At 52.9% G+C, this 13,603-nt stretch carries 15 protein-coding genes and 1 pseudogene; 8 read left to right on the top strand and 8 right to left on the bottom strand.

Going from position 1 to position 13,603, the window contains the following annotated elements:
* Positions 1–16: 16 nt before the first annotated feature.
* From V7775_RS05235 to V7775_RS05225, 3 genes are all read right to left on the bottom strand, one after another.
* The gene (locus V7775_RS05235) at positions 17–1,513 is read right to left on the bottom strand and encodes a heme biosynthesis protein HemY (protein WP_335750795.1); all 1,497 of its coding nucleotides are present in this window, start codon (positions 1,511–1,513) and stop codon (positions 17–19) included.
* Between the two features lie 10 nt (positions 1,514–1,523).
* A complete protein-coding gene (locus V7775_RS05230) occupies positions 1,524–2,696 on the bottom strand; it encodes a COG4223 family protein (RefSeq protein WP_335750794.1) in 1,173 nt (390 codons plus the stop codon).
* Between the two features lie 73 nt (positions 2,697–2,769).
* A complete protein-coding gene (locus V7775_RS05225) occupies positions 2,770–3,471 on the bottom strand; it encodes a uroporphyrinogen-III synthase (protein ID WP_335750793.1) in 702 nt (233 codons plus the stop codon).
* Positions 3,472–3,555: 84 nt separating this feature from the next.
* Here V7775_RS05225 and tsaD point away from each other — a divergent pair, with 84 nt between their 5' ends.
* The 5 genes from tsaD to V7775_RS05200 are packed head-to-tail and all read left to right on the top strand — an operon-like array spanning position 3,556 to position 6,734.
* Positions 3,556–4,641 (top strand): tRNA (adenosine(37)-N6)-threonylcarbamoyltransferase complex transferase subunit TsaD, encoded by a 1,086-nt coding sequence (gene tsaD, locus V7775_RS05220; RefSeq protein ID WP_335750792.1) that lies wholly within the window; start codon positions 3,556–3,558, stop codon positions 4,639–4,641.
* Positions 4,638–5,591: an NAD(P)H-dependent glycerol-3-phosphate dehydrogenase gene (locus tag V7775_RS05215; protein ID WP_335750791.1), complete on the top strand. Its 954-nt coding sequence runs from the start codon at positions 4,638–4,640 to the stop codon at positions 5,589–5,591. Before tsaD ends, V7775_RS05215 begins: the two co-directional genes overlap by 4 nt.
* A 1-nt stretch (position 5,592) precedes the next feature.
* Positions 5,593–5,865 carry a YciI family protein gene (locus V7775_RS05210; protein WP_335750790.1) on the top strand — a complete coding sequence of 91 codons (273 nt, stop codon included), beginning with the start codon at positions 5,593–5,595 and terminating at the stop codon, positions 5,863–5,865.
* The gene (locus tag V7775_RS05205) at positions 5,865–6,284 is read left to right on the top strand and encodes an EVE domain-containing protein (RefSeq protein WP_335750789.1); all 420 of its coding nucleotides are present in this window, start codon (positions 5,865–5,867) and stop codon (positions 6,282–6,284) included. The genes V7775_RS05210 and V7775_RS05205 overlap by 1 nt, the downstream gene beginning before the upstream one ends.
* Before the next feature lie 57 nt (positions 6,285–6,341).
* Positions 6,342–6,734: a DUF1761 domain-containing protein gene (locus V7775_RS05200; protein WP_335750788.1), complete on the top strand. Its 393-nt coding sequence runs from the start codon at positions 6,342–6,344 to the stop codon at positions 6,732–6,734.
* 241 nt (positions 6,735–6,975) lie between these two features.
* Here the strand turns inward: V7775_RS05200 and V7775_RS05195 are convergent, their stop codons facing one another.
* The 3 genes and pseudogenes from V7775_RS05195 to ahcY all read right to left on the bottom strand — a co-directional run bounded on the left by V7775_RS05195 (position 6,976) and on the right by ahcY (position 9,576).
* A complete protein-coding gene (locus tag V7775_RS05195; protein ID WP_335750787.1) occupies positions 6,976–7,317 on the bottom strand; it encodes a DUF2853 family protein in 342 nt (113 codons plus the stop codon).
* 111 nt (positions 7,318–7,428) lie between these two features.
* Positions 7,429–8,070: pseudogene (locus tag V7775_RS05190) on the bottom strand (extensin-like domain-containing protein).
* A gap of 114 nt (positions 8,071–8,184) precedes the next feature.
* Complete coding sequence (gene ahcY / locus V7775_RS05185) at positions 8,185–9,576, bottom strand: adenosylhomocysteinase (protein WP_335750786.1); 1,392 nt, start codon at positions 9,574–9,576, stop codon at positions 8,185–8,187.
* A 187-nt stretch (positions 9,577–9,763) separates the two neighbouring features.
* Between ahcY and V7775_RS05180 the strand changes: the two genes are divergently transcribed.
* Together V7775_RS05180 and V7775_RS05175 are read left to right on the top strand one after the other, a co-directional pair.
* Positions 9,764–10,360 (top strand): HD family hydrolase, encoded by a 597-nt coding sequence (locus V7775_RS05180; protein ID WP_335750785.1) that lies wholly within the window; start codon positions 9,764–9,766, stop codon positions 10,358–10,360.
* Positions 10,357–10,842, top strand: a complete 486-nt coding sequence (locus tag V7775_RS05175) for a GNAT family N-acetyltransferase (protein WP_335750784.1) — start codon at positions 10,357–10,359, stop codon at positions 10,840–10,842. Before V7775_RS05180 ends, V7775_RS05175 begins: the two co-directional genes overlap by 4 nt.
* On the opposite strand, the gene V7775_RS05170 is transcribed toward V7775_RS05175, so the two are convergent.
* Both V7775_RS05170 and V7775_RS05165 read right to left on the bottom strand, forming a co-directional pair.
* On the bottom strand, positions 10,839–11,393 hold the full coding sequence (locus V7775_RS05170; RefSeq protein WP_335750783.1) for an ActR/PrrA/RegA family redox response regulator transcription factor: 555 nt from the start codon (positions 11,391–11,393) through the stop codon (positions 10,839–10,841). The genes V7775_RS05175 and V7775_RS05170 overlap by 4 nt on opposite strands.
* Before the next feature lie 66 nt (positions 11,394–11,459).
* Complete coding sequence (locus tag V7775_RS05165) at positions 11,460–12,068, bottom strand: SCO family protein (protein ID WP_335750782.1); 609 nt, start codon at positions 12,066–12,068, stop codon at positions 11,460–11,462.
* Positions 12,069–12,175: 107 nt separating this feature from the next.
* Between V7775_RS05165 and regB the strand changes: the two genes are divergently transcribed.
* Positions 12,176–13,567, top strand: coding sequence for a sensor histidine kinase RegB (regB, locus tag V7775_RS05160; protein ID WP_335750781.1), 1,392 nt, complete (start codon positions 12,176–12,178; stop codon positions 13,565–13,567).
* Positions 13,568–13,603: the final 36 nt, after the last annotated feature.

Below are 13,603 nucleotides of genomic sequence, written 5' to 3'. Positions count from 1 at the left end.
AACCGAGGAATGTCGGTTACATTGCGCCTTTTTTGCCTTCATCGTCAGGCTTCACTTCCGCATCTATAATCTCAGCTTCTACAATCGTCACGGTCTCTTCGTCAGGTGCGACACTATCGGCAATAGTGTTATCTTCCAGCGCACCAACGATCAGCGGCAACATTTGCACACCAGCTGGCATTGCAACTTCAGACAAAGGAGGCCGCTTCCACTCTAGCGTGTCAAAGCTAGAGCAGTTTTCGCAAATCGGTTTCCACTCGTTATGGATGTGCTGACAACTGTTACAAATCCACTGCGGACCACGAGGAACTGCAATCGCACGTGCCAACCAGCCTTTGACAACCGTATCAGTTGCGCCCTCACCCCGTTCAATCACTGCCATCAACGTCACCGAGCGCGCATCAGGATCGGTTTCAACCAAATCGCCCAGCGCACGGCGGGCAGCAGGGAAATCCTCATTTGCGATGTTTAGCTCAGCAAGCAGCATCTTGGTTTCGGGATGAGATGCCTTAGATTTCGTCAACACACCAAACCGCTTGAGGCGGGCTGCTGGCGTCTCATCAGGTGCTATCGCAGCAAATGCAGCTGCCAAGTCCGGATGCGGGCATACTTCCCATGCTTTTTTCAGTACACGTGTCGCATAGCGAGGTTTGTTCTGATCAATATAGCTGTGCGCCGCCATAACTGCTGCAGGGATCAAATCAGGAGACAAGCGGTTTGCTTCGATAGCAGTCTCACGTTTTTCGATTGTACTGCCTTCATCAAGAAGATCTTTAGCAGCGGACAGCGCCAGAACAGCATCGCGGCGTTTGTGAACGTCACGCGGTAGCTGACCATTACGCAGCTTCGCACTCAGTGTCTTACGCGCTCCCGTCCAGTCTTCTTTTTCAGCTTGAAGGCGGAGCAACACGTCGCCCGTCTCTTCATGCTTGGGCTTAAGGGCGAACGCCTTTTCTGCAAGATGCAGAGCAGTTTCATTGTCGCCCGCTGCCAGCTTTTGTTTCATAATGCCGCGGACACCCACAAACCGCGTCTGCTCATTTTCGACCAGCTTGCGATATGTCTCTTCCGCTTTTTTGGTGTCGCCCGCCATCTCTGCTGCTTGAGCCGTCAATAAGTTCGTTAGTTCGGGCTTTTTCAAGTATTTGTCTGCTTTCGCAGCTTTCGCCATCGCTTGTTGACCGTCACCGCTAGCGAGTGCCATCAAACCTTCGGACAGCGCATCAAAACCTTTGCGTTCACGATTGCGATCGAAATAACGCGACAGTGCAGTTTCATCACCGTTTAGGAACTTCCAACCAGCAAACAAAAGGCCCAGCACTTTGAGGAACAGCCAGACAACAAACACCAGCAGAACCAGCAACAAGACAGATTCCAATGGACCAGGGCTCAGTTCGTAGCCAAACGCGCGGATTTGAGTGCCGCCGTCAGCTTCGAGCAGAAATCCTGCTCCCCACGCCAAAGCGCCCACAACGCCAACAAAGAAGATAATTTTGATCAGGGACCAGAGCATATTGTTTTCCTTAGTCTGCCGTCAGGCGTTTTGCCAAAGCATCAATTGCCGCGCGCGCAGCAACGCGGGCGTTAGCCGCCGCACGCCAATCTGCAATTGCGGCCTGCGCTTCTTCGGGCAGGGTATCAAGTTCAGTCAAAGCAGTGGTTAAATCACCCGACTTAAGTGCAGCCTCGGCACGCGATAGAACGGCGTCCGGATCATCCCCTTCGCGCGGCGCAACGGATCGCGCACCAAGGGACCGTTTTAGGAAACTGCCCAAACCTTGCTGGCCATCGTCAACGCCACTGGCACGTGCCGCAGCAAGTGCCGCGCGCGCCTGATCAGGGTATTCATTTTGTAATGTGTTAAGCGCAGCAACCCCGTCCGCAGCTGCGTCACGCAGCGCTGGATCAATCTCACCCAGATCAAGTCCCTCAAGCGTGGCAACAGCATCCAGGAATGGTTGGCCTGCATCCATCGCTGACACGATCGTGGTGATCGCAGCCTGTGCAGCAGCAGCTTTGGCAGCTTCTGCGGTGGCCTGCTCAACAGTTTTGGCATTGCTTAACAGCGCTTCAACGGATGATCTTAGTGCTTCAAGTTCAGCAGCTGACGCATCGCTGCCTCCTGATCCAACACCTACGGGGCCCTCTTCAAGTTGGGAAATCCGAATTTCAATATCAGCAAGTTGTGTCTCAAGTGGCGTCAAGTCAATTGCGGGCGCCTTGGTTGTTTCTAGTTTTGCAAGGCGTTCTTGTTGTGTGTTCAAGTCGTTGCGCAGTCTGTTGGTAATGTCGGCATCGCTATTACCAAAAAAGTCCATCTCGCCAGCCAAGAAACCCAGACCACCTGCGATAATCCCCCCCAGTACCAGCGGGAAAAATCGGTTTTCCTGCTCTGGAGCGGCGACAACTGGTGCAGGTTCGACTCTTTCTGGGACGACGTCTACTTCGTCTGTTACAACATCCTGCCGATCATCTAGAATCTCGTCGTCTAACTCAGCCAGTGTATCCTCTACAGGCTGATCAATATCCGAGCTGACATCTTCCACGCTCTCGTCAGTACCTTTAACACCGTCTTCACTAACCACATCGGAGGACGTCTCATCCTCAACAATCGCGGCGTTTTCAACTATGGATTCTGCTGCCTTGCTCTTCGGAGATTTAATCTTTGAAGGACTGGTCTTTTTCGATGACGCCACAACATTTACCTTTTCGATTCTTGCCCTCAGCACGGAGCCAGCATTGCAACCTTATCCGGCAACCTCACGCCCCTCAAGGCAGGCTGAGCGCCCGACACAGCTTTTCAACCGCTTTACCCATATATACTGCCCGTGGGGTGCCCAATATGAGCAACCCTGCAGTCTTTTCCCCGCGAAATGGCTCTGCGACGGCCTCACTCAGCGCGACAATATGCGCATCTTTCAGGCCCCCGTTCGCTTCTTGAATCAACTGTTCGCCTGTTCGGGGCGAAAAAACTGGCACAATGCAGGGTCCTGACAAAGCAAGAACCGCATCATGTTCCAATGGTAACAACCGCTGATTATACAGGGCAATATGTCGTGTGCGAATACCGCCTTGGTTCAACGTTTGCGCAATGTTTCCACGGGTATGTACACCCGCGAGGTGGATCAACTCACGCTTTGAATCTAACGCGCGTAATGTTACCAGCAGTTCTTGTGCTGTATCCCCCGCCTGAAAGGCGCTCCAACCTCGTGCATTCGCCCGCTGAGTTGTCTTGGCACCTACGCAATACGCAGTGCGCCCCATCCCGTCAGGAGAATATAAGACGCCATTTGACGAGGAGAAGATCACTGCCTGTTCAGCGCTGAGGGAAACCTTGCTTCCCGTGCTAACAATTTCCAACAAGGGCGAGATCACAACATTGACTCCAGCCAACGCACCGGAATCCAGCGAAGTTGCAAATTCTTCCGCACTTTCGCGTGGACGGGTCAAAAGAAGGACAGGCGGAGCCAAGGGTGATGGTGCTCTCAGGATTGTTTGCCGGACGCTAGAGTGTTACCTGCGCAGTGTCCTCTTCGCAACGGAAACAACCCATTTATGACCTCGATGACGATCCTTGGTATTGAGAGCAGCTGCGATGATACCGCTGCAGCCGTGTTGCATGGATGGGCTGGCGCTGCTGACGTGTTATCATCTGTTGTGATGGGGCAAACGGCCCTTCACGCAGATTTTGGTGGGGTTGTGCCAGAAATCGCCGCGCGTGCACATGCTGAAAAGCTGGATTTGTGCGTCAATCAGGCCTTGAAAGATGCGGGTATTGGGTTGGATGCTATAGATGCTGTGGCCGTAACTGCAGGTCCAGGTTTGATCGGCGGCGTTGTGTCCGGCGTAATGTGCGCCAAAGGCATTGCGTTAGCGAGGGGCCTGCCGCTGTATGGCATAAACCATTTGGCTGGCCACGCCCTTACGCCCCGCCTGACAGATGGCGTGACATTTCCATATCTGATGCTGCTGGTTTCAGGTGGCCACTGCCAATTCTTAATTGTGTCGGGACCAGACAAGTTCAAACGCCTTGGTGGTACAATTGATGACGCCCCCGGAGAAGCCTTTGACAAAGTGGCCCGGCTGATCGCCCTGCCCCAACCGGGCGGTCCATCTATTGAAATGCGGGCAAAAGCGGGAGATGCCAAACGTTTCAAACTGCCTCGGCCGATGCTGGACCGTGCGGGATGCGATATGTCTTTTTCCGGATTAAAAACGGCCGTACTGCGACAACGCGACAAACTTTTGACTGACGCCGCGATGGCATCCCAAGATCAAGCCGATCTTGCAGCAGGGTTTCAAGCGGCAGTTGTTGATGTCCTTGCTGAAAAAACCCGCCGCGCATTGACTGAATATGCACCTCTAACCAACGTGCGCAGCATCTGTGTTGCGGGAGGTGTCGCAGCCAACATGGCCATTCGGGACGCATTGAAACATGTTGCGCAAGAATTTGACGCTGCCTTTATCGCGCCACCACTTGCCCTATGTACAGATAACGCAGCCATGATTGCCTACGCCGCATTAGAGCAGATGGGGACGCGGGAGCCAGATGGCATGGGATTATCCGCACGCCCTCGTTGGCCATTGGATCAGACAGCCCCTGCGATGTTAGGCAGCGGCAAAAAGGGAGCCAAAGCATGAGTATTTCTGTTTTGGGCGGGGGCGCTTTTGGCACTGCATTGGCGATTGCTTTGGCGGGTCAGGGTCCCATCACGCTTTGGGCACGAGACCCAAGTGATATGGAAACAAAACGCGAAAACACCAAACGCCTCCCCAATTGCCCCTTTCCAGATCAGATGGCAGTTACAGGAAACCTTGCGCAGGCCCTTTCTGCACAAACGATACTCCTCGCATTACCGATGCAAAAATTACGCAGCTTTCTGCGTGATCACGCGTTGGACTTGAATAGCAAAACACTGGTTGCCTGTTGCAAAGGTGTTGAGCTGGCGACGGGGGCTGGTCCAGTTCAAATCATCACCGAAGAAGTTCCAAGCGCACATGCAGCGATCCTAACAGGCCCCAGCTTTGCTGCTGACATTGCGCGCGGATTGCCAACGGCACTGACTTTGGCCTCGCAAGACGAGGACATAGCCCGCCGTCTGCAAAAACAACTTACGACACCAACACTTCGACTGTACCGAACCACTGACACAGTTGGTGCAGAACTGGGTGGCGCGTTAAAGAATATCGTGGCGATCGCCTGCGGGACAGCGATGGGTGCAGGTATGGGCGAAAGCGCGCGCGCCGCCCTGATGACGCGCGGTTATGCCGAAATGCAACGGATGGCAGCGTACCGTGGAGCAGATGCCGATACGCTCGCGGGCTTGTCCGGTTTTGGAGACCTCACATTAACTTGTACTTCTGAGGGGTCGCGCAACTATCGCCTTGGGCTTAGCCTTGGGCGCGGTGAAACCTTTGATGCAAACACCACTGTTGAAGGCGCTGCAACTGCACGCGCCGTTGCGAAGGTGGCAAAAACTGCAGGATTGGAAATGCCGATCACAATGGCCGTTGCTGGCCTGCTGGATAAATCGTTAGATGTAAACGCGGCTGTAAATAGCCTGCTCAACCGACCCTTAAAGGAAGAATGAAATGCTTGTTTGTTTGATGGCCCGTGACAAAGCTGGCGCGCTGAATGTGCGGATGGAAAACCGGTCTGCCCACGTGGATTACCTCAAAAGCACCGATCACGTGCACCTTGCTGGTCCGCTGATTGATGCAAATGGTGACATGTGCGGATCTATGATTGTTCTGGATGTGCCCGACATAGCCGCAGCAGAAAACTGGGTCGCAAATGACCCCTACGGCAAAGCAGGATTATTCGAGAGCGTCACATTGACCGAATGGAAAAAGGTGATTGGCTGATGACCTACTGGTTGTTCAAATCCGAGCCATCGGTCTGGGGCTGGAACGATCAAGTGACCAAAGGTGACGTTGGCGAAGAATGGGATGGCGTGCGAAACTATCAAGCGCGCAATTTCATGCGTGAGATGACAGTGGGCGATCTGGGCTTTTTCTATCATTCCCAAAAAGAAAAAGCTGTTGTCGGGATCGTGGAGGTTTGCACTGCCGCCCATCCTGACAGCAGCACGGATGATCCGCGTTGGGAATGTGTGGATATCCGCGCGCTCCGCCCATTCACCCAGCCTGTGACACTTGGTGAGATAAAAGAAACCCCAGAACTGGCCGAGATGGCACTGGTCCGCAGTTCCCGGTTATCGGTGCAGCCCGTAACGGAGGCTGAATGGCAGTTGGTTTGCGGTATGGGCAAAACCCAACCATAGATTTTTACCCTTTTTCGCGGCAGTATCTCCCATGAATGAAACATAGGGGGCGGATTGATGGGCTTTTTAGCAGTGATTTTAGCCGCGGCAGCCGGTTTTGCCATTGGTGCCGGATGGTACATGGCGCTTGCAAACCCTTGGATGGCGGCAGCTGGTATCAAGCAAGGGCCAGATGGCAGACCCGAAGGTGACTCACCACTTCCTTATATCATGGCCGCTGTAGCAATGTTGTTGGTATCGGGCATGATGCGGCACATGTTTGCGTTGTCAGGGATCGACACAGTAGGCGAAGGTTTGACCTCCGGTCTTGGGATCGGCCTGTTTTTTATCAGCCCATGGATCATGATCAACAACGCGTATGGAAATCGACCATTCCGCCTCACACTAATTGATGGCGGGTACGCGACGATTGGCTGTACTGTGATTGGTCTAGTGCTAACACTATTCTAATCAGTGTGGCGTTTATCCACGAAAAAAGGGTTCCGGCACCCCGCCAGAACCCCTTCTCACCCCGCGTGCTCCCTAAGAACCCACACACGTATTCGAAATATGTTCTGGCCGTACTGGCCGATGAGTTAGTTCTAGACCAGCTCACATATTTTCTCAAGAAATCAATAGGATCAAATGGTCCCATAAAAGAAACGCCCGCTTAACCAAGCGGGCGTTTGATCGTTCAGCCCTTAATTCAGCCTTACTTGTACACGGCTTCTTTGCCGAAGTGCTTTGTCAGCATGTAGTAGATCACTGCGCGGTATTTGTTGCGCTCGGATTTACCGTAAACTTCAATAACCGAGTTAATAGCTTCCATCAGGTTTGGACCATCTGGCAAGCCCAATTTCTTCATCAAGAAGTTGTTTTTGACTGTTTCCAACTCAGAAGGCTGGGTGCCCGCAACTGTGGATGCATCAGCGTTATAAATCGCCGGACCACAGCCGATGGTTACTTTGGTCAACAAATCCATGTCTGCTTCCATGCCGCATTTATTCTTCAGGTCGTCCGCGTATTTCGCGATCCACTCGTCCCGCTTACCCATTTGATAGTCTCCTTAGTTGAACGGTTTGACTATTGTGCCAAACTTCACCCGAACCCTAGTCCGAAAATGTCCCACCCTGAAAGGAATTTTTGCCCGGGCTTTTCCCCATGCCTAGCGGCACAAGCCAAAGCCCGTGTTTTGCAGGTGAAAATGGTCAGCGTGCAAGCTATTATAGGTAGGGCCCAAAGTGACGCGAAACCACGTACAGGCAGACGCATTCGCGCGTCACAAGAACATCGCGTTTTTCACGGAACCGTTCCAATCTTTCAGCAAGCTTATACTTGATCCGTCCGCCAGCACAAAACCGCTGATATCAATTGAATCCGCTGTGGCGTGCGTGCTCATCCTGTTGGTTCCACCCGAACTGGTCCGCATTGCGCGACATGAATAGCTGGAGAAATGTGTGATCTGCGCAAGATTTTGACCAAACAACTCCTGCGCAGCAGGTTGTAACCCATGCCGTGCCCACATCGCCAATCGCAAGGCGGTCTGGCAACGGGTGTTTACAGGTTTCAAACTGGCCCCCGCGACACTGCTAAGCCCTACTTGTGGGACGATACCACATTGCGCGTTTTCGACAAAGCCGGGCTTCCTTTGTACCTGCGCGCCAGTTTCGAGGGCGGTAAGGCATAGGGCATCATCAGCCAAACTGCGCCGCAATTTCCAACCCGTAAGCGAGGTTATCTGATCAGTGACCACCAATGGCTTCAACGGGTTCCAAGCATTTGAGAGAGGCGTGTTGGGGTGCAACATCAATTGCCATGCACCCAATGCAATCGCGCCAACGATAAAACACAAAAGCGCCGCCCAGTGGAAAACTGGGCGGCGCTTGTAGGGGTATGGATCGCTCAAGGTTTGAGCCCGCGATTAGTAGCGGTAGTGCTCTGGCTTGAACGGACCATCAGGCGAGACGCCAATGTAGGCCGCTTGCTCTGGGGCTAGTTTGGATAGTTTTACGCCGATCCGGTCTAGGTGCAGACGTGCCACCTTTTCATCCAGATGTTTGGGCAGGATGTACACTTCGTTGTCGTAGTGCTCACCACGGGTCCACAGTTCTATCTGCGCCAATACCTGATTGGTAAACGATGCGGACATCACAAATGACGGGTGGCCTGTCGCGTTGCCAAGGTTCAGCAGGCGACCCTCCGAGAGCAGGATCAAGCGGCTACCAGATGGCATCTCGATCATGTCGACCTGTTCTTTGATGTTTGTCCACTTGTGGTTTTTCAAGGCAGCAACTTGGATTTCGTTGTCGAAGTGGCCGATGTTACCAACAATCGCCATGTCTTTCATCTCGCGCATGTGCTCGATGCGGATCACGTCTTTGTTGCCTGTGGTCGTGATGAAGATATCTGCAGAGTCGACCACATCTTCGATCAATACAACTTCAAAGCCGTCCATCGCAGCTTGCAATGCACAGATCGGGTCAACTTCGGTTACTTTCACACGCGCACCTGCACCGCTAAGGGACGCAGCAGAGCCTTTGCCTACGTCACCGTAGCCCAGGACAACAGCAACTTTGCCAGCCATCATCGTATCAGTTGCACGGCGAATGCCATCCACAAGAGATTCTTTACAGCCGTATTTATTGTCGAACTTCGACTTAGTCACAGAGTCGTTGACGTTGATCGCAGGGAACGGAAGCTGGCCGTTCTTGAACAGATCATACAGGCGGTGAACACCTGTTGTTGTCTCCTCAGAGACGCCAACAATCTGGTCGCGCATTTTGGTGAACCAACCGGGAGTCGCGGCCATACGTTTTTTGATTTGCGCAAAAACCGCAACTTCTTCTTCCGAAGTTGGAACCTCGATCAGGTCCGTCTCGCCATTCTCAACACGCGCACCAAGCAGGATGTAAAGGGTCGCATCCCCGCCATCATCCAAGATCAGGTTTGGACCATCTTCGAACATGAACGACTTATCCAAGTAGTCCCAATGCTCTTCGAGAGACTGGCCCTTAATCGCGAACACTGGCGTACCACCAGCAGCAATCGCAGCAGCTGCGTGATCTTGGGTAGAGAAGATGTTGCAAGACGCCCAACGCACATCAGCGCCCAGCGCTACCAGCGTTTCAATCAAGACAGCTGTCTGGATCGTCATGTGCAGGGATCCCACAATGCGCGAACCCGTCAACGGTTTTGCTTCACCAAATTCTGAACGCAGCGCCATCAGGCCCGGCATTTCAGTTTCAGCAATATCCAGCTCTTTGCGACCAAAGTCAGCAAGGGCGATGTCTTTTACGATATAGTCATTGGCCATCGGGGGCGCTCCTTCATATCTCTTTGACAGCGCGCATACCATTGCGCGCCCTCCATCGCAATCTGCGCAGCACTCACATCACTGCGATTGCAGTTCGTCCTATTTTCGGTGTTATCTGCGTACTTGAAAGAAGCTTAGGACGGATCGGCGATCTACGCGGCCGAAAGTATCAAACAAGGAGCCACAGATGGCGCAACAACCCCGCGCTTGGCAGCGTATGTTATCAGGCCGCAGGTTGGACCTGTTGGATCCAACCCCTGTCGACATCGAAATCGAAGATATCGCACACGGGCTGGCATTTGTTGCGCGCTGGAATGGTCAGACAAAGGGTGATTTTGCCTACTCCGTCGCTGAACACTCCCTTCTTGTTGAAACCATCTTTGGTCGCATCGCCCCTGCGGCGCCCGCAAAGTGGCGCTTGGCCGCCCTGCTGCATGACGCACCCGAATATGTGATTGGTGACATGATCTCGCCTGTGAAGGCCGCAGTGGGCCCAGATTACGGCGCGCTGGATGAGCGGCTAGAGGCCGCAGTTCATATTCGGTTCGGCCTACCCGCAAAAGTACCTGCATCCGTCAAAAAGCAGATCAAGAAAGCTGACCGCATTAGCGCTTGGATGGAAGCAGTACAGATCGCAGGGTTTGACGCGGCCGAGGCTGACCGGTTTTTCGGCAAGCCCGATCCTTCGCTCATGGAGGGGTTAGAAATCACACTACGTCCGCCCGTAGAAGTGCGGGTTGATTTCACCCGTCGCCACGTAGAATTACTGGAGAAAATGCCATGATCACAGTTCGCCCCGCTACACGCTTTGACACAGGTTCGATGGCTCAGTTGTTAAACGAAATTATCAAAATTGGCGGCACAACAGCGATTGTACGCCCAGTTACAGGTGATGATTTAGCCGAATGGATGACGTCCTCTCCTGATCACTCAGCGTGGCATGTCGCGCTGGATGCATCCGAGCACGTTGTTGGCTTTCAGTGGATTGAATCCAGCTCAAAGCTACCACCAGAGGCGGCTGAGATCGCAACTTTTGTTCAGGTTGGCCAAACAGGTCTTGGCATTGGTTCTGCGTTGTTTAATGCCACTGAAAATGCGGCTAAGAGCCTAGGATACGTCTGGATTCGCGCCAATATTCGCGCCGATAATGAGGGCGGCCTCACGTATTATCAAAGCCGCGGTTTTCGCGACTATGGCGTGATCGAAGGGTACGAAATGACGGATGGTACGCTGGTCGACAAACGCCTCAAACGATACGACGTTTAACGCGGGCTGCGTTTCGCCAGTATTCTTTGCAGCGTTCGGCGGTGCATGTTCAGGCGGCGCGCAGTTTCCGAGACATTGCGATCACACAGTTCATAGACCCGTTGGATATGTTCCCAACGTACGCGATCCGCACTCATCGGGTTTTCCGGTGGGGGCGGTAGATCATCACCCGTGGCCAAAAGTGCGTTTGTGATGTCTGTCGCATCAGCGGGCTTGGAGAGGTAATCCGTTGCACCAATCTTGACGGCAGCAACCGCAGTCGCAATCGCGCCATACCCAGTCAGGACAACAACCCGTGCATCGGGCCGCTTTTCTCGCAAAATTTCAACGACATCTAATCCGTTGCCATCTTCGAGACGCAGATCACATACCGCATATGCTGGTGGCCGCGCGGTCGCGATTGCACGACCAGCCGCAACAGACCCTGCTGTCTCTACTTCAAACCCACGTTTTTCCATTGCTTTGGCAAGACGACGCAGAAACGGTTCGTCGTCGTCTAACAACAACAGAGATTTATCAGGTCCAAGGTCGATCAGGTGTTCTTGTGACATAGCAGCGGCCTTTTTCAAGTCAGGTATAATAACTATACCCAAGATATGGTCCCGTTATGTCTTCCGTCAAATGTGATCAACAAAGCAACCAATCTTATCGGCCATTTGCTCTGGTGTCAGATCGCGGCGGAAAAACGCAAGGAACCCGTGTTCTGGTGTTACCAAATAGCTGAAAGTCGAGTGATCTACAATGTATTCACCGTCTACGGGTGGGTGAGCCTGGTAATATGTGCGGTATGCTTTGCTCGCGCCGGCCACCTGTTCTTTACTTCCCGTCAGTCCAATCATCCGCGGATGCATCACATCTGCATAGTCCCGCACAACTTCTGGTGTATCGCGCTCAGGATCGATGGTGATGAATACAGGAGTGACCATGTTGCCGCGCTCTTCGAGGACTTCGATAGCGGACGCGTTACGGTCTAGATCCAGCGGGCAAACATCGGGGCAATACGTGTAGCCAAAGTAGATTAACGTCGGCTCGGTAATCACTTCTTCACTTGTTACAGTCTGCCCATCCCCGTTTACCAAGGTGAAAGGTCCGCCCAGATCACCCGCAACAGTGCCCGCACCACAAGAAGCAAACTGATCATCTCCATTACCGCCACTTAGAAAAAGCATAGCGAGCAGACCTGCTCCAGCTACGAGGACAGCGGCAATTGCGGCGATACGGATCATATTTTGCTCCTTTGTGCACAACTGTGTTGCGCACCCTTGATGGTGAATTGCGACAGACCTACGCTAGGGCCAATACAATGCAAGTCACATTTCAGTGGAGCGCGCAGATGCCGCAGTCAACAATCCGCCCTATGGGCGAGCGAAAAAGGGCCGATTGGGTTCGCTTGCGCACCATGATTTATCTCCGGTGGGTCGCAGTCGCTGGGCAATTCGCTGCAGTTACAATTGCTCCTCAACTGTTTGGCCTACAACTAGAGCTTGGCTGGTGCTATTTTGCTATTGGGGTTTCAGTGATTGGCAATCTAATTGCCACATTCCTCTTTCCAGAGAATACGCGGCTGTCCGAACACCAAAATCTAGCAATGATCATCTTCGACTTGCTACAGCTTAGCTTTTTGTTGTTCCTCACTGGCGGACTAAACAACCCTTTTACCCTACTTCTGCTTGGCCCTGTAACGATCTCGGCTGCTGCTCTTAGCTTACGATCTACCCTAGGGCTCTGTGCTATCGCGATCGTAAGTGTGACCCTGTTGGCCTATTTTCATATTCCCCTTCGCACACAATCTGGAGACATCCTTCAAATCCCGCAATTGTTCATGTTTGGGCAATGGATCGCACTGATCATCGCTGTCATTTTCACCTCAGCATATTCTCGGCGGGTCACTTCGGAGGTTCACCTGATGTCGGACGCATTGACCGCGACACAGCTGGCATTAGCCCGCGAACAAAAACTGACAGATCTAGGTGGCGTTGTGGCCGCCGCCGCTCATGAATTGGGAACTCCGCTAGCTACCATCAAAATAGCCAGTGCTGAATTGGTCCATGAACTAAGCGAACACCCCGAGCTACGCGAAGATGCTGAGCTGATTGTTCAACAAACAGACCGATGTCGCGACATTCTACGCGATATGGGCCGCGCCGGAAAAGACGACCTTCACATGCGTCAGGCCCCCCTCATCACCGTTGTAGAAAGCGCGGCAGAACCCCATATGGATCGGGGCAAGGTCGTCCTTTTGAATACCCTTAGCGCGATAGGCTCAACTGGCACGCAACCCGCAATTTTGCGCATGCCCGAAATTATCCATGGTCTACGAAATCTCGTTCAAAATGCCGTAGATTTTGCGGAAACTACAGTATGGATCGAACTCCGTTGGAACGCTGATACAATCACGGTTCGTATTTTGGATGATGGCATGGGTTTTCCCACCCAGCTATTGGGGCGATTGGGAGATCCCTTCATGGGCCGTCGCAGGCGTGCCAAACGCGACACAACTAGGCCCGAATATGAAGGCATGGGGTTAGGTCTGTTTATTGCGAAGACACTGTTGGAAAGATCCGGTGCCAGCCTGCGCTTTGCGAACGGTATTGATGAAGCTGGGCCCTTGGGAAAACAAGTCGGAGCCGTTGTCGAAGTCCGGTGGCCTCGCAAATCCATTGATGCTCAAGACGGAAATAACGCAATCTCGACCGGGCTCAATACCCGATTTGATGAAGCTTAGAATTGAAAAATTAACCTTTCCTTAAGGATGGACACG

The sequence above is a fragment of the Sulfitobacter sp. genome (genome assembly GCF_036960155.1).
Lineage (GTDB): Bacteria > Pseudomonadota > Alphaproteobacteria > Rhodobacterales > Rhodobacteraceae > Sulfitobacter.
The sequence above is the reverse complement of the archived record's forward strand: the minus strand, read 5'-3'. Positions and strand labels throughout refer to the sequence as shown.